The 21,800-nt window shown below is 71.3% G+C and carries 13 protein-coding genes; 8 read left to right on the top strand and 5 right to left on the bottom strand.

Annotated features, from left to right (window positions below; all coding sequences use genetic code 11):
- The first annotated feature begins 126 nt into the window (after nt 1–126).
- A complete protein-coding gene (locus ACWD6P_RS12815) occupies nt 127–1,305 on the top strand; it encodes an SGNH/GDSL hydrolase family protein (RefSeq protein ID WP_451444085.1) in 1,179 nt (392 codons plus the stop codon).
- 88 nt (nt 1,306–1,393) lie between these two features.
- On the opposite strand, the gene ACWD6P_RS12810 is transcribed toward ACWD6P_RS12815, so the two are convergent.
- Nucleotides 1,394–3,214: an ABC transporter ATP-binding protein gene (locus tag ACWD6P_RS12810; RefSeq protein WP_451444084.1), complete on the bottom strand. Its 1,821-nt coding sequence runs from the start codon at nt 3,212–3,214 to the stop codon at nt 1,394–1,396.
- 124 nt (nt 3,215–3,338) lie between these two features.
- Between ACWD6P_RS12810 and ACWD6P_RS12805 the strand changes: the two genes are divergently transcribed.
- Nucleotides 3,339–3,797, top strand: a complete 459-nt coding sequence (locus ACWD6P_RS12805; RefSeq protein WP_451444083.1) for a MarR family winged helix-turn-helix transcriptional regulator — start codon at nt 3,339–3,341, stop codon at nt 3,795–3,797.
- 88 nt (nt 3,798–3,885) lie between these two features.
- Nucleotides 3,886–6,861, top strand: a complete 2,976-nt coding sequence (locus tag ACWD6P_RS12800) for an FAD-binding and (Fe-S)-binding domain-containing protein (RefSeq protein WP_451444082.1) — start codon at nt 3,886–3,888, stop codon at nt 6,859–6,861.
- A gap of 13 nt (nt 6,862–6,874) precedes the next feature.
- Here ACWD6P_RS12800 and ACWD6P_RS12795 read toward each other — a convergent pair whose 3' ends face one another.
- Nucleotides 6,875–8,245: an alpha-amylase gene (locus ACWD6P_RS12795; protein ID WP_451444081.1), complete on the bottom strand. Its 1,371-nt coding sequence runs from the start codon at nt 8,243–8,245 to the stop codon at nt 6,875–6,877.
- A gap of 354 nt (nt 8,246–8,599) precedes the next feature.
- On the opposite strand from ACWD6P_RS12795, the gene ACWD6P_RS12790 reads away from it, so the two are divergent.
- The gene (locus ACWD6P_RS12790; RefSeq protein ID WP_451444080.1) at nt 8,600–10,030 is read left to right on the top strand and encodes a Gfo/Idh/MocA family protein; all 1,431 of its coding nucleotides are present in this window, start codon (nt 8,600–8,602) and stop codon (nt 10,028–10,030) included.
- 110 nt (nt 10,031–10,140) lie between these two features.
- Here ACWD6P_RS12790 and ACWD6P_RS12785 read toward each other — a convergent pair whose 3' ends face one another.
- Nucleotides 10,141–10,896, bottom strand: coding sequence for a hypothetical protein (locus tag ACWD6P_RS12785; protein WP_451444079.1), 756 nt, complete (start codon nt 10,894–10,896; stop codon nt 10,141–10,143).
- Nucleotides 10,897–11,126: 230 nt separating this feature from the next.
- Here ACWD6P_RS12785 and ACWD6P_RS12780 point away from each other — a divergent pair, with 230 nt between their 5' ends.
- Together ACWD6P_RS12780 and ACWD6P_RS12775 are read left to right on the top strand one after the other, a co-directional pair.
- The gene (locus tag ACWD6P_RS12780) at nt 11,127–13,040 is read left to right on the top strand and encodes an ABC transporter transmembrane domain-containing protein (RefSeq protein WP_451444078.1); all 1,914 of its coding nucleotides are present in this window, start codon (nt 11,127–11,129) and stop codon (nt 13,038–13,040) included.
- Entirely contained in the window at nt 13,037–14,818 is a 1,782-nt protein-coding gene (locus ACWD6P_RS12775; RefSeq protein ID WP_451444077.1) for an ABC transporter ATP-binding protein, read from the top strand. Before ACWD6P_RS12780 ends, ACWD6P_RS12775 begins: the two co-directional genes overlap by 4 nt.
- Before the next feature lie 372 nt (nt 14,819–15,190).
- On the opposite strand, the gene ACWD6P_RS12770 is transcribed toward ACWD6P_RS12775, so the two are convergent.
- Complete coding sequence (locus tag ACWD6P_RS12770) at nt 15,191–15,982, bottom strand: metal-dependent hydrolase (RefSeq protein ID WP_451444148.1); 792 nt, start codon at nt 15,980–15,982, stop codon at nt 15,191–15,193.
- A 1,515-nt stretch (nt 15,983–17,497) separates the two neighbouring features.
- Between ACWD6P_RS12770 and ACWD6P_RS12765 the strand changes: the two genes are divergently transcribed.
- Together ACWD6P_RS12765 and ACWD6P_RS12760 are read left to right on the top strand one after the other, a co-directional pair.
- Nucleotides 17,498–20,011, top strand: coding sequence for a DEAD/DEAH box helicase (locus tag ACWD6P_RS12765; protein ID WP_451444076.1), 2,514 nt, complete (start codon nt 17,498–17,500; stop codon nt 20,009–20,011).
- A 52-nt stretch (nt 20,012–20,063) separates the two neighbouring features.
- Nucleotides 20,064–20,933 (top strand): acyl-CoA thioesterase, encoded by an 870-nt coding sequence (locus tag ACWD6P_RS12760; RefSeq protein WP_451444075.1) that lies wholly within the window; start codon nt 20,064–20,066, stop codon nt 20,931–20,933.
- On the opposite strand, the gene ACWD6P_RS12755 is transcribed toward ACWD6P_RS12760, so the two are convergent.
- A complete protein-coding gene (locus tag ACWD6P_RS12755; RefSeq protein WP_451444074.1) occupies nt 20,864–21,763 on the bottom strand; it encodes a DUF6397 family protein in 900 nt (299 codons plus the stop codon). The two genes, ACWD6P_RS12760 and ACWD6P_RS12755, sit on opposite strands and share 70 nt — an antisense overlap.
- Nucleotides 21,764–21,800: the final 37 nt, after the last annotated feature.

Below are 21,800 nucleotides of genomic sequence, written 5' to 3'. Positions count from 1 at the left end.
CCCTGGCGTTGGCAGGCATCCGATGCGTACGCAAACCAGAGGTCTGGGTAGCCCGCACGGCCGTCGGCAGACTCCCTGTCATCGCCGCCGAGCAGGCGGCGGACGACAGGAAGGCGGCAGAACATCATGAGCGGCGACGGCAACTCCCTTGTCTGGAATGCCGGCTGGAGCGCGGCGGTGCAGCGCCCCAGCGAGGGTTTCCACGAGAACTGGGCGCTGGAAGGGTTCGCGGACCAGACCGTGCGGCAGGTCGTACGGGTCACCGGCGCCGGCACCCGGGCCCGGGTCAAGCTCTCCAACCGGTACGGGACCGCCCCGCTGGAGGTCACCGGCGCCTCCCTCGCCCGTACGGACAAGGGGGCGGCGGTGCAGGACGGCACGGTGCACCGGCTCACCTTCGGCGGCGCACCGTCCGTCCGGATCCCGGCGGGCGGCGAGGTGTACAGCGACCCGGCCCGCCTCACCACGGCGCCGTTCGACTCGCTGACCGTCTCGCTGTACTTCGCGCGTCCCACCGGACCGGCGACCTTCCACGCCCAGGCCTACGCCACGGCCTACCGCGCCGCGGGCGACCGGCTCACGGCGTCCGGTCCGGCGGCGTTCGGCGAGACGACGGTGTCCTGGTACCACCTCGCCGCCGTCGAGCTGGCGGACGGCGGCCCGGCCCGGCGCGACACGGTGGTGGTCTTCGGCGACTCCCTGACCGACGGGTTCGCCTCGACCGTCGACGGCAACCACCGCTACCCGGACGCGCTCGCCGAGCGGCTGGCCGCGCAGGGCACCCCGCGCCCGGTGCTCAACCAGGGCATCGGCGGCAATCTGCTGCTCAACGACTCGGCGTGGTTCGGCGAGGGGGCGGTGGGCCGCTTCCGGCGCGATGTGCTCGACCAGCCCGGCGTGCGCTCCGCGGTCGTCCTGGTGGGCCTCAACGACATCGGTTTCAGTGAGGTCGACCTGCCGACGTACAAGCCGAACCCGGACAATTCCGTGGCGGAGCTCCTCGCCGGCTACCGGAGGCTGATTTCCATGGCCCGCGCGGCCGGGGTGCGGATCACCGGGGCGACGATCATGCCCTTCAAGGGGTCGGAGTACCACACTCCGGCCGCCGAGGCGAAGCGCCGGGAGGTCAACGACTGGATACGCACCTCGGGCGAGTTCGACGCGGTCGCCGACTTCGCGGCGGCGCTGGCGGACCCGGGCGACCCGGACGCGCTCGCGCCCGCCTACGACAGCGGCGACCGCAAGCACCCCAACGACGAGGGGTACCGCGCGATGGCCGCCGCGATCGATCTCGCCGCCCTGTAGCGGCCCGGCGGGTGCGGCACGGAAGAAGGGGTGCGGCGGCCGCCCCGACCGGCTAACTGGCCGCCGCGCTCTCGACCTTACCCGTGAGTTACTTAGCGGTCATCACCTGATCGCCGACCGGGGTGAGGTGTGCGTCACGCCGTACCAGCGCCGCATAGCGGCCGTCGGCGGCGAGCAGCTCGTCATGGGTGCCGCGCTCGGCGATCCGGCCGCCGTCCAGGACGACGATCTGGTCCGCGTCGCGGACCGTGGAGAGGCGGTGCGCGATGGTGAGGGTGGTGCGGCCCTCGGTCAGCGCGTCGATGGCCTGCTGTACGGCGTGCTCGGTGCGGGTGTCCAGGGCGCTGGTCGCCTCGTCCAGGACGAGTACGGGCGGGTCGCGCAGGATGGTGCGGGCTATCGCGAGGCGCTGCTTCTCGCCGCCGGAGAAGCGGTAGCCGCGCTCGCCGACCAGGGTGTCGTAGCCGTCGGGGAGGGCGGCGATGTGGTCGTGGATCTGCGCGGCCCTGGCGGCGCGTTCGATCTCGTCGTCGGTGGCGTCGGGTTTGGCGAAGCGGAGGTTGTCGGCGACCGAGGCGTGGAAGAGGTAGGTCTCCTGGGAGACCACGCCGACCGCCCGCGCCAGGGTGTCGAAGTCCAGGGCACGGACGTCCGCGCCGTCGAGGGTGACCCGGCCCTCGGTCACGTCGTAGAGCCTCGGTACGAGGTAGCTCAGGGTGCTCTTGCCGCTGCCGGTCGGGCCGACGATGGCGAGGCTGCCGCCGGCGGGGATCGTCAGGTCGATGCCGTCGAGGGTGGGTGCCGCCCCGGGGTCGTAGCGGAACGTCACGTTCTCGAAGCGGACTTCGCCGCGCGGGGCGGACAGGCGGACCGGGTCGGCGGGCTCGGTGATGGCGACCGGCAGATCGAGGTACTCGAAGATGCGCTGGAAGAGCGCGAGGGAGGTCTGTATCTGTACGCCGGTGGACAGCAGCGAGACGGTGGGCCGCAGCAGGCCCTGCTGGAGCGAGACGAAGGCGACCAGGGTGCCGAGGGAGAAGACCGGGCCGCCGAGCTGGAGGACCAGGCCCGCCGCCCAGTAGATCAGCGCGGGCATGGCGGCCATGACGATCCCGATCGTGGCCATCCGCCAGCGCCCTGCCATGTTGGCGCGGATCTCCAGGCCGACCAGGCGCTCGGACTCGTCGGCGAAGCCCTTGGTGAGGGAGTCGGCCCGGCCCATCGTGCGGCCGAGCAGAACGCCGCTGACCGAGAGGGACTCGGTGACCATCGCGGACATCGCGGCCATCTGCTTCTGCCGCTGGGTGGTGATGCGCTTGCGTTCGTTGCCGACCCGCCGGCTGATCCAGACGAAGAGCGGAAGCAGCAGCAGCGAGACGACGGTCAGCCGCCAGTCGAGCGCGAGCATGGCGCAGACGGTGGCGATGACCGAGGTCAGGTTGGAGACCAGGGAGGTGGCGGTCGAGGTGACCGTCGCCTGCATACCGCCGATGTCGTTGGCGATCCGGGACTGGACCTCGCCGGTGCGGGTGCGGGTGAAGAACGCCAGCGGCATCCGCTGGAGCTTGGCGTAGACGGCGGTGCGCAGATCGTGCATGACGCGCTGGCCGACGGTGGTGGACAGCAGGGTCTGCAGGACGCCGAAGACGCTGGTGGTGACGGCGGTGGCGATCATGCCGAGGGCGAGCAGGGTGAGCAGTCCGGTGCGCCGGCCGGGTATCGCCACGTCCAGTATCTCGCGGAGCAGGAAGGGCGAGGCCACCGAGACCAGGGACGAGGCACCGACGAGCAGGCCGACGAGGGCGAGCCGGGCGCGGTAGGGGCGGAAGAGGGCGAGGATCCGCCGTAGCGGGACCGGCGTTTCGGGGTCCCTGGGCGGTGGGGTCCACTGGGGTTCGTCGCTGCGCATGGGCTCCTTCGAGGGGTGCGGGAAATCGGGCGGGGACGGCCGGGGGGGCGAGCATCGTGGAGCTTAGCTCATTGTTACCTATGCTCACAATGAACCAGGTCCTGATATCCGCTATCCTCGCGGTATGCCCTCCCCCGAGCCGACGGTCAGCACCGCCAACGTCGCCGAACAGCTGGTACGGCTGACGCGGCGGATGCACCGCGCCCAGAAGCACCATCTGGAGCACCTGGACATCGCCTTCACCCCCGCGCAGTCCCGGCTGCTGCGGATCGTCGGCCACTACCGCGGCGCCCCGCCCCGGATGGCCGACCTCGCCGAGCGGCTGGAGGTCGTACCGCGGGCGGTGACGACGCTGGTGGACGCGCTGGAGGCGCACGGTGCGGTGCGCCGGGTCCCCGATCCGGCCAACCGCCGGGTGGTGCGGATCGAGCTCACCGACACCGGACGCTCCACACTCCGCGCGTTGCGCAGCGCACGACGGGCCGCGGCGGAGGAGATCCTGGCCCCACTGACCGCCGAGCAGCGCGAGGTGCTGGGCGGTCTGCTGTCCACTCTGGTCGACGGACCGGGTAGACCGCACTGAGCCGGGCAGTGCCGAGCGAGCTGGGGCCTGTCCGGCGGACCGGGGCCGGAGGGGCCCCGACGCCGAGCCGACCGGAGGAGTGCCCGCCATGCCGCCCCTGTTCGAGCCGAAGCCCCGCACCCTGCGGCCCACCGCCGGCCACCGCACCGCGCACGACCGGGTGGCCGACGACCGGGCGCCGGGCACCCCCGAGCCGCTGCGCGGCGACCTGATCGCGCTGCTCGGCCCGGACAAGGTGCTCCACAAGGTCTCCGACCTGGTCCGCTACGCCTCCGACGCCAGCCCGTACCGCTTCGTCCCCCAGGTCGTCGTGGTGGCCGAGGACCTCGACGACGTCTCCGCGGTCTTCTCCTACGCCCACGGCAAGGGCCGCAACGTCGTCTTCCGGGCCGCCGGGACCTCGCTCAACGGCCAGGCGCAGGGCGAGGACATCCTCGTCGACGTACGCCGGCACTGGGCCGGGATCGAGGTGCTCGACGACGGCGCCCGCGCCCGGATCCGGCCCGGCACCACCGTGCTGCGCGCCAACGCCGCGCTCGCCCGCCACGGCCGGCTGCTGGGCCCCGACCCGGCCAGCGCCGTCGCCTGCACGCTGGGCGGGGTGGTCGCCAACAACGCCTCCGGGATGACGGCCGGCACCACCCGCAACTCCTACCGGACGCTGGCCTCGCTCACCCTCGTCCTGCCGTCCGGCACGATCGTCGACACCGCGGATCCGGCCGCCGACGCGGAGCTGGCGCAGGCCGAACCGGCGCTGTGCGCGGGCCTGCTGGCGCTGAAGGCGGAGATCGAGGCGGACCGCCCGCTGGTGGCCAGGATCCGCGCCAAGTACGCCATCAAGAACACCAACGGCTACCGCCTGGACGCGTTCCTCGACGGCGCGACACCGGTGGAGATCCTGCGCGGGCTGATGGTCGGCTCCGAGGGCACCCTCGGCTTCATCGCCGAGACCGTCTTCGACACCCTGCCGCTGGACCGGTACACCTCTGCCGCGCTGCTGTTCTTCCCCGATCTGAGCGCCGCGGCCGCCGCCGTGCCCGGGTTCGCCGCGGCGGGCGCGCGGGCCGTGGAGCTGATGGACGGCAATACGCTGCGGGCCTCGGTGAGCGTGGCCGGGGTGCCCGCGGACTGGGCGGCGCTGCCCAAGGAGACCGCCGCGCTGCTGGTGGAGTTCCGGGCGCCGGACGAGGCTGCTCAGGAGGCTTACGAGCGGGCCGCGGCACAGGTGCTGGCCGGGTTGGAGCTGGTGGCGCCGGTCGCGTCCGTCACCAATGGCTTCACCCGGGAGCCGGGCACGATCAGCGGCTACTGGCGGGCCCGCAAGGCGTTCGTCGCGGCGGTCGGCGGCTCCCGGCCGCCCGGGACCACGCTGATCACCGAGGACTTCGCGGTGCCGCCGGACCGGCTCGCCCAGGCCTGTACGGCCCTGCTGGAGCTGCAGGCCCGGCACGGCTTCGACGCGGCGGTCGCCGGGCACGCCGCGCACGGCAATCTGCACTTCCTGCTCGCCTTCGACGCGTCGGAACCGGACGACGTGGCCCGCTACGCCGCCTTCATGGACGCGTTCTGCCGGCTGATCGTGCGGCGCTTCGACGGCTCGCTGAAGGCGGAGCACGCCACCGGCCGCAATATCGCACCGTTCCTGGAGCTCGAATGGGGCGCGCGGGCAACGGAGTTGATGTGGCGGATCAAGGAGACCGTGGACCCGCACGGCATCCTGGCGCCCCGTATCCTGCTCGACCGCGACCCCGGCGCCCATCTGCGCGGCCTCAAGACCCTGCCGGCGATCGAGGCGATCGCCGACCCCTGCATCGAATGCGGCTTCTGCGAACCGACCTGCCCCAGCGAGGACCTCACCACCACGCCCCGCCAGCGCATCGTGCTGCGCCGCGAGATGCTCCGCCAGCCACCCGGCTCCCCCGTGAACACCGAACTGCTGGACTCGTACGGCTATGACGCGGTGGACACCTGCGCCGGCGACTCGACCTGCAAACTGGCCTGCCCGGTGGGCATCGACACCGGCGCGCTGATGAGGGAGCTCCGGCACCGCCGGCACTCACCGCGCGAGGAGTGGCTGGCGGAGCGGGCCGCCCGGCGGTTCGGGGCCGTCGAGCGGTCGGCGCGGCTGGCGGTGGCCGCCGCGGACCGGATCGGCGACCGGCTGCCGATGTCCCTGACCGGCGCCGCCCGCCGGGCCGTACGCCCCGACCTCGTGCCCCAGTGGCTGCCCCAGATGCCCGGCGCGGCGGCCCGCAGGCACCCCGCGACGCGGAAGGCGGGGGCGGCCGCGGTCTACTTCCCGGCGTGTGTGAACCGGATCTTCGGCGAGCCCGACGGACACGAGGGGCCTTCGCTGCCCGAGGCCGTGGTGGCGGTGTCACAGCGGGCCGGCCGGCCGGTGTGGATCCCGCCGGACGTGACGGGGACCTGCTGCGCCACGATCTGGCACTCCAAGGGCTATGAGCGCGGCACCGAGGTGATGGCCCACCGCGTCGTCGAGGCGGCGTGGGGCTGGACGGCAGGCGGCCGGCTGCCGCTGGTCGTGGACGCGTCCTCCTGTGCCCTGGGTCTCGCCCGCGAGGTCGTGCCGTATCTGACCCCCGACCACCGCGCACTGCACGCCGAGCTGACCGTCCTCGACTCCGTGGTCTGGGCCGCCGACGAGCTGCTGCCCCGGCTGACGGTCGTCCGCAGGGTCGGCTCCGCGGTGCTCCACCCCACCTGCGCCATGCGGCACCTGGGGGACGAGGCGCAGCTGCGACGGGTCGCCGAGGCGTGCGCGCGGGAGGTGGTGGTGCCGGACGACGCGGGGTGCTGCGCCTTCGCGGGCGACCGCGGAATGCTGCACCCGGAGCTGATGGAGTCGGCGACCGCCAAGGAGGCGGCGGAGGTGACGGCCCGCCACTTCGACGCGCACCTGTCGGCGAACCGCATGTGCGAGATCGGCATGGACCACGCGACGGAGGGCCGAGGCTACTCCTCGGCCCTCCTGGCGCTGGAACGGGCTACCCGGCCCGCGGACCGGCGCCCGTCCGGCGACAATCCCAGCCCGTCCGGCGTTTGAGGACGAGTGCGCGTCAGCGCGCGATGTGCAACGCGACGGCGCTCTTCCCCGGCACCGTCACCTCCGCCTTGCCGTCATCCCCGACGGTGACCGTGTTGCCGCCGCAGTCATCCACCGCCGCCTTGACCACATTGCAGTACGTACCGGCCGGCAACGACGTCGCAAACGTCTGTCGCAGCTCGCCGTCACCACTGTTGATGGCGACGAACCCCTTGCCCTGGCGCCCGAACGCGAGCGCACTCCCCCCGTTGTCCCACCAGTTGGTCAACTCGGCGGACCCCACCGCATTGCGGAACCCCACCATCCCGGTGATCTCCCGCTTCGCGTGCTCATCGGTCCAGCCGCCGCTGCCGCTCGGCGGCCCGGCGTCCTTGTCGGACCACTCGTAGCCGGAGTAGACGTTCGGCGAGCCGTAGGGCGAGGCGAGCATGAAGACATTGGCGAGCGTGTACGCCGCGCCGTCCTTGTACGTGAGCGTCGAGCCGTTGCGCTCGGTGTCCCAGTTGTCGACGAACGTACGGGCCTTGTCACTGCCGAGTTTGCCGTCCGCGACGGACTTGAGCTGGGCGATGCCGCCGCCCTGGAACGCGCTCTTGAGGTGGCTGCCGTAGCGGAATTCGTCGACGTCGCCGATGCCGGTGTACTCGTCGGGCTGGACGGCCTCGCCGGCGCCGTGGATGACCTCCTGCACCCAGTAGCCGGGGTCGCGCATCTTGCCCTTGATGGCGGCGACGTCGGCCGCGGACATGTGCTTGGCGGCGTCGATCCGGAAGCCGTCCACGCCCAGCGACCGCAGGTCGTCCAGGTACGCGGCGATGGTGGTGCGGACGTGGTCACTGCCGGTGTCCAGGTCGGCGAGCCCCACCAGTTCGCAGTTCTGCACGTCGTCGCGGTTGGTGTAGTCGGAGATGCTCTTGCGGCAGCCGTGGAAGTCCTGGTCCTGGTAGGAGCCGGGGTAGTGGTACTTGGTGTACTGCGTGCCGCCGGTGCCGGTGCCCGCCCCGGCCGCCATGTGGTTGACGACGGCATCGGCGATCACCTTGACGCCTGCGCCGTGACACGCGCTGACCATCGAGGCGAAGGCGTTCCGGTCCCCCAGCCGACCGGCGATCTTGTAGCTGACCGGCTGGTACGAGGTCCACCACTGGTCGCCCTGGATGTGCTCGGTGGCCGGCGAGACCTCGACATAGCCGTAGCCCGCCGGGCCCAGCTGATCGGTGCAGGCCTTGGCGACATCCGCGTACTTACGCTCGAACAGCGTGGCGGTGACGGTCTTTTCGCCGGGCGGGGCGGCCTGGGAGGACCACGGCGCATAGGTGGCGAGGCCGGCCGCGGCCAGAACTCCGGCCAGCGCCCCGCCCAGCACACGGGAACGTTGCTGCATCTTGCGGCTCCTTCGTCATGGGGCGCGTCATACCGCGCCGCGCCCGCGAAGCAGCCACGCGCCAGGCCGCCATGGGGGGATTTCCGTACGGAGCCTGCCGTTAACAACGTGAACACGTCAACCCTTCCTGCAAGGCTTTTCAGTGACTTGCGAAAGATGCAGGCGCGAGCGCGCACGGTGTTGCTGCAAGAAACCACCCGGCACCACACCGTCGTCGCCCGGCAGCGCGAAAGAGAGTCCAAGCGTGTCGCATCAAGAGTCCAAACGGCCCTCTTGTGCCTCCGGCCCCCGGCCGACAGGGTCCTGACCGAGGTTCACCCATGGCCCGGCGCAATACCGCTCCCTGGAGGATCGATGAACGAGGCACAACCGCAGCACCACGACCACAACGAGGCGGGTCCCAGCCGCCGTTCGGTCCTGTGGACCGCCGGCGCGGCGGGCGCCGGGCTGGGCCTCGGCGGGCTGAAGACCGGATCCGCCACGGCGGCCACACCCCAGGCGGCCGGCCCCGCGCCGGCCGCCGCGGCCCCCGCGGCCAAGGGCCAGACCATGATCGGGGTGCCCTTCGAGCGGCGCTCCACCGTACGCGTCGCCATCGTCGGCCTCGGCAACCGCGGCGGCAGCATGATCGACCTCTTCCTCGCGGTGCCGGGCGTACGCGTCGTCGCCCTGTGCGACCCGGTGAAGGAGAAGACCGCCAAGGCCGCCAAGAAGGTCACCAATGCCGGGCAGCCCGCGCCCGCCGTCTACTCCAACGGCGACGATGACTTCGAGCACCTCTGCAGACGCGGCGACCTCGACTTCGTCTACGTGGCCACGCCCTGGGACTGGCACTTCGAGATGGCCAAGACGGCGATGCTCAACGGCAAGCACGTCGGCGTGGAGTGCCCCCTCGCCCTGCGCCTGGACCAGCTGTGGGCCCTGGTCGACCTCTCCGAGCGGACCCGCAGGCACTGTATGCAGCTGGAGAACTGCTGTTACGGCAAGAACGAGATGCGGGTGCTGCGGATGGCACACGCGGGCCTCTTCGGCGAACTGCTGCACGGCGCGGGCGCATACAACCACGATCTGCGCGGGCTGATGTTCGACCCCAAGTACTACGAGGGGCCGTGGCGGCGGCTGTGGCACACCCGGCTGCGCGGGGACCTCTACCCCAACCACGGGTTCGGCCCGGTCGCCAACTACATGGACATCAACCGCGGCGACCGCGCCGTCCGCATCTCCAGCTTCGGCACCCCCGCCCTCGGCCTCGCCGAGTACCGCAGGGCGCACATGCCGGCGAACGACCCCAGCTGGAAGGAGTCGTACATCGAGAGCGACCGGACGATCAGCCTCGTCCAGACGGCCAAGGGGCGGGTGATCCGTCTGGAGCACGACGTCTCCACCCCGCACCCCTACAGCCGCATCAACAGCCTCGGCGGCACCAAGGGCGTCTTCGAGGACTACCCCGAGCGGATCTACCTGGAGCCGGACCAGAGCGACGACGAGTGGGGCGACTTCACCAAGTACGCGGAGTGGGACCACTGGCTCTGGAAGGAGCACGCCAATCCGCCCGGCGGGCACGGCGGCATGGACTACATGCTGGTCTTCCGGCTGATGCAGTGCATGCGACTGGGCCTCGTACCGGACTTCGACGTCTATGACGGGGCGACCTGGACGGCGCCGGTGCCGCTGAGCGACCTGTCCATCAAGGCGAACGGGGCGCCGCAGGAGATCCCGGACTTCACCCGGGGGCTGTGGAAGAAGTCCCGCCCGGGGATGGATTCGCAGAAGCCGGAGGAGTAGGGGCGGCCAGGGCCCGGCCGCGCACCGTCCCGCGGCCGGGCCACCGCCTCAGGCATCGGAAGCCGGGAGGGACGCGGTGCCCGGCGCTCCGGCCACCGCCCGGTACGCCCTCAGGCCGCGAGATGCGCCTTGTCCCCCATGACGACAACGGGGTGCCGCGCCGGGTCGAGCGCACGCAGCAGCGCCTGCATCCCGGCCTTCGACACGCTGACACAGGCGGAGGTCCCGCTGCCGTGGTCCATGTGCAGCCAGATCCCGCCGCCCTTGGACTGCCCGTCCGGCCTGGTCGGGTCCAGCGGGGTGGTGCCCTTGACCCGGTTGTAGTTGATCGCGACGACGTAGTCGAAGTCGTGCCGGGTGCTCCGCGGCCAGTACGACGGCGGGGTGAACGCCGAAGAGTGCGTATAGGGCAGCTTGGTGCCGGGATTCGCCAGCACGCCGCCCGCGTCGCTCAGCGTGAACACCCCGACGGGACTGCGCTTGTCACCCTCATGGTGGTTCACCGTCCAGCCGCGCCGGCCGTTGTGCGCCACCCAACTGCCCTTGCGCTCCCAGCCTTTGACGTCCTTCTCGTAGAGGACGACCGTCGAGTCCGCGGAGTCCACACCCTCGCCGTGGACCGCGACGACCTGACGGGAAGCGGCGGGGATCCGCGACCGCAGCGCGGTGCCGACCCCGGGGATCGCCTTGAGACGAGTGGTGGCGGACGCCCCTCGGGCCGGTCCGCCCGGGCGCTCGCCCTTGCCCGCGCCGTCGTCCTTGCCGCCGCCGTCCCGGCCGATCGGGCCGCCACCGCAGCCCGCCAGAAGCACCAGCCCCGCCGCGGCCACCGCCGCCCTCAGCACCACACCGCCCGCTGTCCGCATGCCCCCATGGTCGCACCGTCTGCCTGACGACCGTTCAGTACCCACGCGCCGCGCGCACCTCCCCACACGATTGTCCGAATCATATGACCGCAGCGGTAAAACCGTTTGAAATCCCCCCATGCCGCGGGCCAACCTTCCAGAACCTCCGCCGATGACGAGACGGGCGAGAGGGCATTTCGCCTGCCGGCCGGCGCTCCGCCGCCCCCACCACGACTTTCGCCTGGGACACCATGCATATTCGCGACCTGCCGCACCCCGACCCGGGCGTCCCGGACGTCCGGACGGGCGGCACCTTCCTCCGCTGGCTCTACAGACAGCAGCTCGGCGGCCAGTTCAAGGCCCTCTGCTGGGGGCTGGTGAACCTCGGCGCCCTCGCCTCGTTCCCGCTGCCGGTGGGCATCGCCGTACAGGCCGTGCTGGACCGCGACGGCGGCCGACTCGCCCTGGCCGGTGGCCTGGTCGTGGCGCTGGGCGGGCTGATCGCGCTCGGCAGCACGATGCAGCACCGCACGGCCGTCACCAACTGGATCACCAGCGTCGCCCGGATGCAGCAGCTGCTCGCCCGCAAGACCACGGAGCTGGGCTCGACCATGACCCGGCGGATGGCGTCCGGCGAGATCGTCGCCGTCAGCACCGGCGACCTGGAGAAGATCGGCTGGTTCCTCGAGGCGACCTCCCGGTTCGGCTCGGCGGTGGTGACCGCGGTCGGCGTCGCCGTCGCCCTGGTCATCCGCCAGCCGCAGCTCGGCACCGTGGTGGCACTCGGCCTGCCCGTACTCGCGCTGGCCGTACTCCCGCTGCTGCCGCCCGCGACCCGACGCGCCGACGCACAGCGCGAGAAGGCCGGCCGGGCCACCGAGCTGGCCTCCGACACCGTCGCCGGACTGCGCGTACTGCGCGGCATCGGCGGCGAGCAGCTCTTCCTCGGCCGCTACCGCAGCGCCTCCCAGGAGGTGCGCAAGGCCGCCGTCCGCAGCGCCCGGATGTGGTCCCTGATCGCCGCCGTCCAAGTAGCGCTGCCGGGTCTGCTGCTCATCGCGGTGGTCTGGTACGGCGCCCGGCTCGCCCTCGACGGCACCCTCGCCGTCGGCGAACTCGTCGCGGTCTACAGTGCGGTCACCTTCCTTCTCTTCCCGCTGCAGCACTTCGAGGAGTTCGCCCAGGCCTTCTCGTTCGCCAGGCCGTCGGCGAAGCGTACGGCCCGCGTGCTGGCACTCAGCCGGCCGACCGGCGGCCGGGCCACCGAACACGGGGCGACGCCCACCGGCGACCTGTACGACCCGGTCAGCGGCCTGACCGCCCCGGCCGGCCGGCTGACCGCGGTGGTCTGCGGCGACCCCGACACCGCGGGCCGCCTCGCCGAACGCCTCGGCGGGCATCCGCCGGGCACGGAGCGGGACGGCGCCGAGCAGACGAACGCCGCTGACCAGAGAGGATCCGGTGACCCCATGGACGGCGGTGGCGAGGGTCTGCTGTCCGTCGTCCTCGGCGGCACCCCTCTCGACGACCTGCCGCGCGACGCCGCCCGCCGGGCCGTACTCGTCCAGGACAAGGACCCCATGCTGCTCTCCGGCACCCTCGGCGAACTGCTCGACGTACCGTCCTCCGGACGCGTACCCGCGGCCGAGGCACTCACCGCGGCCCAGTGCGGCGACGTACTCACCGCCCTGGCGCAGGCGTCCGTCGACGACTCCGGCGACCCCATGCGCACCCACATCACCGAACGCGGCCGGTCGCTGTCCGGCGGCCAGAGACAGCGGCTGGCACTCGCCAGATCGCTGGTCACGGACCCGGAGGTGCTGGTGCTCGACGAGCCGACCAGCGCCGTCGACGCCCACACCGAGGCCCGGATCGCCGATGGACTGCGGGAGATCAGAACGGGCCGCACCACGGTGGTCCTCACCTCCAGCCCGCTCCTCCTGGACCGGGCCGACCAGGTCGCCTTCCTCACCGAAGGCAAGGTCGTCGCCGAGGCCACCCACCGCGAACTGCTGCACAGCGACCCCGCCTACCGCGCCGTCGTCACCCGCGAGACGGACCACAGCGAGCGGGCAGGGAACGAGCGGGCAGGGAACGAGCAGGCCCATCAGATCACCCAGACCGATGAGACCGACGAAACCGACCAGACCGAGGAGACCGCATGATCGGCCTGGCGCCGCCGGAGCACGATCCGGACGCCCCGCAGACCCGCACCACGCTGCCCGTCGGCTCACCGGCAACCGTACGCAGCTACGTGCGCGGCCTGATCCGCCGTCACCGCCGCGAATTCTCGGTACTGGTGGCCGTGAACGCCGCCGCGGTCATCGCTTCCATGGTCGGCCCCTATCTGCTCGGCGGCCTCGTCGAGAGGCTGGCCGCAGGCAGCCGGGACCTCCAGCTCGGGCGCACCCTCGCGTTCTTCACCCTCGCCCTGGCCGCCCAGACGGTCTTCGTCCGCATGGTCCGGCTGCGCGGTGCGATGCTGGGCGAGCGCATGCTGGCGGATCTGCGCGAGGACTTCCTCGTACGGTCCGTGGCGCTGCCGCCCGGCGTGCTGGAGCGGGCCGGGACCGGCGACCTGCTGTCGCGGATCACCACGGACATCGACCGGCTCTCCAGCGCGATGCGCGAGGCCGTGCCGCAGCTGTCCATCGGTGTGGTGTGGGTGGGGCTGCTGCTCGGCGGGCTCACCGTCACCGCGCCGCCGCTCGCGCTCTCCGTGCTGATCGCGCTGCCGCTGCTGGTCATCGGCTGCCGCTGGTACTTCAAACGGGCGCCGGGCGCCTACCGTTCGGAGGCCGCAGGTTACGCCGCGGTCTCCGCCGTACTCACCGAGTCCGTCGACGCCGGCCGCACCATCGAAGCCCACCGCCTGGGCGCCCGCCGTATCGCCCTCTCGGAGGAGCGCATCCACTCCTGGACCGAATGGGAGCGCTACACACTCTTCCTCCGCTCGGTGCTGTTCCCGATCATCGATCTGACGCATGTGCTGCTGCTGGGCTCGGTGCTGCTGCTCGGCGGAGCCTTCGTCATGCAGGGCTGGATGACCCCGGGGCAGCTGACGACGGGGGCACTCCTCACCCAGATGATGATCGAGCCGGTCGGCATGATCCTGCGCTGGTACGACGAGCTGCAGGTGGCCCAGGTGTCCATCGCCCGGCTCGTCGGCGTCCGCGAGATCGAACCGGAGACGGCGGACGCGGAGCGGTCTCCCGACGGCCGTGACCTGCGCGCCGACGACGTGACCTTCGGTTACCGCGCCGACGTCGACGTACTGCGCGAGGTATCGCTGCGGATCCGTCCGGGGAGCCGCCTGGCGCTGGTCGGGCCGTCCGGCGCGGGGAAGTCGACACTGGGCCGGCTGCTGGCGGGGGTCTACGGCCCGCGCACGGGCAGCGTCACCTTGGGCGGGGCCGAGCTCTCCGCGATGCCGGCCGAGCAGGTCCGCGAACAGGTGGCGCTGGTCAATCAGGAGCACCACGTCTTTGTCGGCTCACTGCGCGACAACCTTCAGCTGGCGCGTACGGGAGCGACCGATACCGAACTCTGGGCGGCGCTGGGTGCGGTGGACGCGGCCGAATGGGCCCGCAACCTGGACGACGGCCTCAACACCGAGGTCGGATCGGGCGGCCACACGCTGACCCCGGCCCAGGCCCAGCAGATCGCCCTGGCCCGTCTGGTGCTCGCCGACCCCCACACCCTGGTCCTCGACGAGGCGACCTCCCTCCTCGCCCCCCGCGCGGCCCGCCACCTCGAACGCTCCTTGGGCAAGGTCCTGGACGGCCGCACGGTGGTAGCCATCGCCCACCGCCTGCACACCGCCCATGACGCCGACCTGATCGCCGTCATCGAGGACGGCAGCATCAGCGAACTCGGCAGCCACGACCAACTGGTAACGGCCGACGGCGCGTACGCAGCGCTGTGGAGGTCCTGGCATGGGTGAGGTGATGGGCGATGTGATGGGCGATGTGGGGGAGGGCGGCGGCTGGGGCTTAGGGGGCGGGGGCTTGGGGGACGGGGGTGAGGGTCCCGGGGTTGAGGGTCCCGGGGTTGAGGCCGGGGGTTGACGCTGCCGCTGGGGGATGCGGGGAGCCGAACCTTCCGGGGGCGAGCGGGGTGCAGGTCGGGCGGTCCGGGGCGAGCGGGGTGGAGGGTGGGTTGCCCGGGAGGAGTGGCCGGAGGTTGGGTGGCGGGAGGTTGGTGGCCGGAGGGCGAATGGCCCGGAGACTGGCCAGTCCGGCAGCGGAGGTCTGACCAGACCGGCAGCGAAGGGAATTGCGGAGGGCCTCGCGGTCAGGAATCCGATGATTGGCCGTCAGATGTAGTCCAGCGCGCCCAAGCCGCCGAGGCCGCCCAGCACCATGAACGCCGGCATCAGCACCTTCAGCTCCACCCAGCTGCCGGCCTTGAAGCGCATGGCCTTGGGCGGCCCGACCGGGTACCAGCGCTTACGGCCTATCGGAATGGGCCACAGCACGGGGCAGCCCGAGACGGTCAGCGCATCGCCGATGTCATGGACCAGCGCACCGAGCACGATCGGCAGGCCCAGCCACAGGTACTCCTGCCCCGGATCGGTGAACAGCCAGTTCGCGCCGTTGCCCGGCTGGTCGAGAATGCCGGCCAGGATCCAAGCCGAGGCAGCGCCCAGCAGCCACACCAGCACATCGCTGGAGACTCGTGCCGCCCGCCACAACAGCCCCTCGATGGCGAGCACCATATGAACGAAGAGGATGCCGAGCACGGCCCAGCGCCCCCCCTGCATCGCCAGCAGCGACATCCCACCGCCGACGAGCACGGCCCACACCCAGGTATGGGTGAGCGTGCGATGGCCCCCAGAACGGTTCGAGTCGCCACGCATCTTGGTCGCCTTGTAGACCGCGTGCGAGATGGCGTCCACCACTTCGCACAGCATCCGCGACAACGGCCCGAACGCCCGCGAGATGGTCGCGGACTTGTGGTCGAGGTCCGGGGCAAGCGCCGCTCCGGCACAGATCAGAGCTCCGCAGACGAGCACCGGCCACGGCATCGGATGACCGGCGGCAGCGGCCGCCGCGCCCACCCCAAGCCAGGCCGCGGCCCCGGACAGCGAGTGCGCCGGTCCCATCATGGTCGTTCCCACCCCTCGTTCTTCTGCGTCGCACGCTCTTTGACCGCGCTTCAGACGCCCGGTCGGCGACTCAGCGTAGCGTCAGATGATCTCCGCCCAAGGAGCGGGTAACCCAACCCCGGGGGGCCTCCCCCCCGCCCCCCGCCCCACCCCACCCCTCCCCCACCCGCACGCCCGCCCGCCCGCCCGCCCAACTACCCCCAACCCCGCACAGCCCCCCACCACACCACCGCTGCCACAAGTCCGCCAGCACCCACAACGCCGACGGGCACCCCACCCCCTGCGTGCCTCACCCCACTCCCCGCGTGCCTCACTCCCCTGCGTGCCTCACCCCACTCCCAGCCGAGCCCGCCCCTCCCCATCGACGGCCCACACCCTCCCAAGCGGCCTTCATCGCTCCCGACGCGCTACCTCCACCCCTCCCGACGCGCTCTCCCCACCGCTCCCCGTCGGTGCTCCACCACCCACCTCAGCCAAGCCCCACCGAACCCGGTCGAGTGCCTCCGCCGAGCAAGAGCGATCCCAGCAACGGCACCCCGAGCCCAGCCGAGCCACCACCCGTCACTCCCAACCCAGCCCCGCCCACTCCGACCGAGCCCCACTTCGACCGAGCAGCCCCCACTCCGACCGAGCGCCCCGCTCCGGCCGAGTGCCCCGCCCATTCCAATCAAGGCCGCCCACTCCCAACCACACACCCTCGCCCGGCCCGCCTCCCAGCCCTCAGCCCTCAGCCCTCAGCCCTCAGCCCTCAGCCCGAGCCTGCAGACCCAGCACGGACCCCAGCCCCCAGCCCTCTCCACTCCCAAGGCACTCGGCCAGCGAGCCCCCGCACACAGCCCCCACACCTCCAGCGTGGACGCCCTCCCTTCCGCACCTCCACCTCCGCCCCTCAACCCGACCTCCTCACCCATCCACCCAGCGCCTCATCCACGCCGACGCCCCGTCCACGCCAGCGCCTCGTCCACGCCCGCCTCATCTACGCCCGCGCCCCATCCACGCCCGTGCTCCACCCCACCCACGCCCCTCGGCCCAGGCCCCTGCCTCTCACCAGACATCCCGACCCAGACCTCCCGCCCCAGACATCCCGACCACACCACTCACCCCACCCCACCCCACCCCAGGTGATCTCCACCACGTCCCGGCCCGCCATCACCCCGCAATGCCCATCAGCGACAACAGTGCGTACGCAGTCGCGCGCGGAATGTGAAGGCATTGTGCGGAAGCCTTCGCGGGTGTCCTGGCTACGGAGGGTCGCGATGCACCGGCGTTGGACCCGCTCCCCCACCACCGCGGCGTGGTTCGCCCTGGCCGAGGGGGTGCTCGGGTCCGGCCCCGGGGACCTCGTTTGCGCAGGTCAGAGTAGGTGGAGTGAGGATTTGGCGGCGGGCTGCGGGCTGTTTGGCGGGGCGGGCGGGTGCCCGGGGCGGGGCGATAGGCGATGTGGTGATCTTCTGCGGGGCGCCCTCTCGGTCGCCGGTTCCCTGATCCGGGCCGAAGACAGGCAGTATGGGGGGCGTGACCCTCATCGATCATCTGCCGAACGACGCCGACCCCGATGCCCTCTTCGAAGCCTTTTCGGGCTGGGCCGAGCAGCAGGGCATCTCGCTCTACCCTGCCCAGGAGGAGGCGCTGATCGAGGTGGTCTCGGGAGCGAACGTCATCCTGTCCACCCCCACCGGCTCCGGCAAGAGCATGGTGGCGGCCGGTGCACACTTCACCGCTCTCGCCAATGACCAGGTCACCTTCTACACCGCGCCCATCAAGGCGCTGGTGTCGGAGAAGTTCTTCGATCTGTGCAAGCTGTTCGGCACCGAGAACGTCGGCATGCTCACCGGTGACGCGTCGGTCAACGCCGATGCTCCCGTGATCTGCTGCACGGCCGAGGTTCTCGCCTCGATAGCGCTCCGGGACGGCAAGGACGCCGACATCGGCCAGGTCGTGATGGACGAGTTCCATTTCTACGCCGAGCCGGACCGTGGCTGGGCCTGGCAGATTCCGCTGCTGGAGCTGCCGCAGGCGCAGTTCATCCTGATGTCGGCGACGCTCGGCGACATGTCGCGCTTCGAGGAGGACCTGACCCGGCGCACGGGGAAGCCGACGACGGTGGTGCGTTCGGCGACGCGGCCGGTGCCGCTGTCATACGAGTACCGGACCACGGCACTGACGGAGACGCTGACCGAGCTGCTGGAGACCCGCCAGTCGCCCGTCTACATCGTGCACTTCACCCAGGCCGCCGCCGTGGAGCGGGCGCAGGCGCTGATGAGCATCAATATGTGCACGCGCGCCGAGAAGGACGAGATCGCTCAGCTGATCGGGAACTTCCGGTTCACCACCAAGTTCGGGCGGAACCTGTCGCGCTACGTCCGCCATGGCATCGGGGTGCACCACGCCGGAATGCTGCCGAAGTACCGCAGGCTCGTCGAGAAGCTGGCGCAGGCCGGATTGCTGAAGGTCATCTGCGGTACGGACACGCTCGGCGTGGGCGTCAATGTCCCTATCCGTACGGTGCTGTTCACCGCGCTGACCAAGTACGACGGGTCGCGGGTGCGGACGCTGCGGGCGCGGGAGTTCCATCAGATCGCGGGCCGCGCCGGCCGGGCCGGTTTCGACACCGCGGGGTTTGTGGTCGCGCAGGCTCCCGAGCACGTCGTGGAGAACGAGAAGGCGCTGGCCAAGGCGGGCGACGATCCGAAGAAGCGCCGGAAGGTGGTGCGCAAGAAGGCGCCGGAGGGCTTCGTCAATTGGGGCGAGAACACCTTCGAGAAGCTGATCGCCTCCGATCCTGAGCCGCTGACCTCGCGTTTCCGGGTGACGCACGCGATGCTGCTGTCGGTGATCGCCCGGCCGGGCAATGCCTTCGTCGCCATGCGCAAGCTCCTCGAGGACAATCACGAGCCGCGCAAGAACCAGCTCAGGCACATCCGGCGGGCCATCGCGATCTACCGGTCGCTGGTGGACGGCGGGATCGTGGAGAGGCTGTCCGCGCCGGACGCGGAGGGCCGGATCGTGCGGCTGACCGTCGACCTTCAGCAGGACTTCGCGCTCAACCAGCCGCTGTCGACCTTCGCGCTGGCGGCGTTCGACCTGCTCGACCCCGAGTCGCCGTCCTATGCGCTGGACATGGTCTCGGTCGTGGAGTCCACGCTGGACGATCCGCGGCAGATCCTGGCCGCACAGCAGAACAAGGCCCGGGGTGAGGCCGTGGCCCAGATGAAGGCCGACGGCGTCGAGTACGAAGAGCGCATGGAACGGCTCATGGACGTCGAGTACCCCAAGCCGCTGGAGGAGCTGCTCTTCCACGCGTACGGGCTGTACCGCAAGAGCCACCCCTGGGTCGGCGACCATCCGCTGTCGCCGAAGTCGGTCATCCGCGATATGTACGAACGCGCCATGACCTTCACGGAGTTCACGTCGTTCTACGAGCTGGCGCGCACCGAGGGCATCGTGCTGCGCTACCTGGCGAGTGCGTTCAAGGCGCTGGATCACACCGTGCCGGACGATCTGAAGTCCGAGGACTTCGAGGACATCATCGCCTGGCTCGGCGAGATGGTGCGGCAGGTCGACTCCAGTTTGCTGGACGAGTGGGAGCAGCTCGCCAACCCCGAGGTGGAGACGGCGGACCAGGCGCAGGAGCGGGCCGATCAGGTCCGGCCGGTCACGGCCAACGCCCGGGCGTTCCGGGTGCTGGTGCGCAATGCGATGTTCCGGCGGGTGGAGCTGGCGGCGCTGGACAAGGTCGGGGAACTCGGCGAGATGGACGCGGAGTCCGGCTGGGACGCGGACGCCTGGGGCGAGGCGATGGACGCCTACTGGGACGAATACGACGAGCTGGGTACCGGTCCGGACGCGCGCGGTCCGAAGCTGCTGCAGATTCAGGAGGATGCCGAGCACGGACTGTGGAAGGTGCGGCAGACTTTCGCCGACCCGAACGGTGATCACGACTGGGGCATCTCCGCGGAGGTGGATCTGGCCGCCTCCGACGAGGAGGGCCGCGCGGTGGTGCGGGTCACGGATGTGGGTCAGTTGTGAGGCGACGGCTTCGCCCGAGGCCGCCGAGGGATGTGACGGAGGGCCACCGGTCATGACGAATCCTGCCGAGAGGCTGGTCGATCTGCTGGATCTCGAGCAGATCGAGGTGAACATCTTCCGGGGCCGCAGCCCGCAGGAGAGCCTCCAGCGGGTCTTCGGTGGCCAGGTCGCGGGCCAGGCGCTGGTGGCCGCCGGGCGGACCACGGATGGTGACCGCCCGGTCCACTCGCTCCATGCGTACTTTCTGCGGCCGGGCCGGCCCGGGGTGCCGATCGTGTACCAGGTCGAGCGGGTCCGCGACGGGCGGTCGTTCACCACCCGCCGGGTCGTCGCCGTCCAGGAAGGACGCACGATCTTCAATCTGACCGCCTCCTTTCACAAGCCGGAGCCCGGCTTCGATCATCAGTTGCCGATGCGCCGGGCGGTGCCCGACCCGGAGGACCTGCCGACGGTTGCCGACGAGGTCCGCGAGCATCTGAGCGGTCTGCCCGAGGCGCTTGAGCGCATGGCGCGCCGGATGCCGTTCGAGATCAGGTACGTCGACCGGCTGCGCTGGACGCCGGACGAGATCGAGGGTGCGGAACCGCGCAGCGCGGTGTGGATGCGCGCGGTCGGGCCGTTGGGCGACGATCCGCTCGTGCACACCTGCGCGCTGACCTATGCCAGCGATATGACGCTGCTGGACGCCGTCCGCATCCCGATCGAGCCGCTCTGGGGGCCGCGCGGCTTCGACATGGCCTCGCTCGACCATGCGATGTGGTTCCACCGCCCGTTCCGCGCTGACGAGTGGTTCCTCTACGACCAGGAGTCGCCGATCGCCACCGGCGGCCGGGGTCTGGCCCGGGGACGGATCTACGACCGTGAGGGCAGGCTCCTGGTCTCGGTCGTCCAGGAGGGGCTGTTCAGGAAGCTGGGCGGCTGACCCGGTCGGGTGGTGGTCGCCGCGGCGGCCGGGGGCCTTACGCGTCCTGGTTCTTCCCTGCGGGCTTGTTCGAGGGCGCGGGCGAGGTGGACGCGATACCACATCACCTCGTCGAACTCGTCCGCCGTCAGCACCCGGTCGAAGGACTCCCGGGCCGCCGGGGTCGAGGTGATCACCGTCGCGAGGGTGGGGCGGAGCCTGCGCAGCAGGGAGCGTTCCAGCGGGTTCTCGGCCACTGAGGCGAGTTCCTCCGGGGGGAGTACGGCGGCGATCACCGCTGCCGACTCCCAGGAGTCTTCGGTCTGCCCCATGAGCTGGGCGACCCGTCGGCTGCGCCACTGACGCGCGCGCCAGTCCTGGCCGCTTTCGAGCATCACCCGCATCGCGGCGGGGGTGTTGCCGCGCATCAGATCGGGTTCGCGGTCGGCGAAGTCGGCGACTTCGGAAGCGAGATAGAGCCAGACCACCGCGCCGTAGCGGTTCACGTAGAACCGGACGGGGCCGAAGCAGCCGGCGCGGGTCAGGCGCAGGACGCGGCCGGGTCCGATGCCCATCAAGGCGGCGGCTTCGGTCGTGCTGACCGTGCGGATGCGCTCGCGGAGCGCGTCCGGGAAGCCCGGCTCGGTCTGCAGCCGGGCGACCTCCTCGGCCGGGACCCGGCGCCGGCCGGGCGCTGCGGCGCCGCCCGGCCGGCCGTCGCTGCCGGCGGCCGGGACCGTTCGTACTTCTCCGAGCTGGGTGGCGAGCTCCAACTCGCCGCTCCTCAGCTCCAGTTCATGGGCCGCGCGGCCCATCGCGAGCGACTGCCGCCCGTCGCACATCACTGCCATGTCGGTTCCCCCGCAACTCGGTCGATCACTGACAGTG

The sequence above is a fragment of the Streptomyces sp. NPDC002446 genome (assembly GCF_053595675.1).
This window is presented reverse-complemented; position numbering and strand designations above follow the sequence as displayed.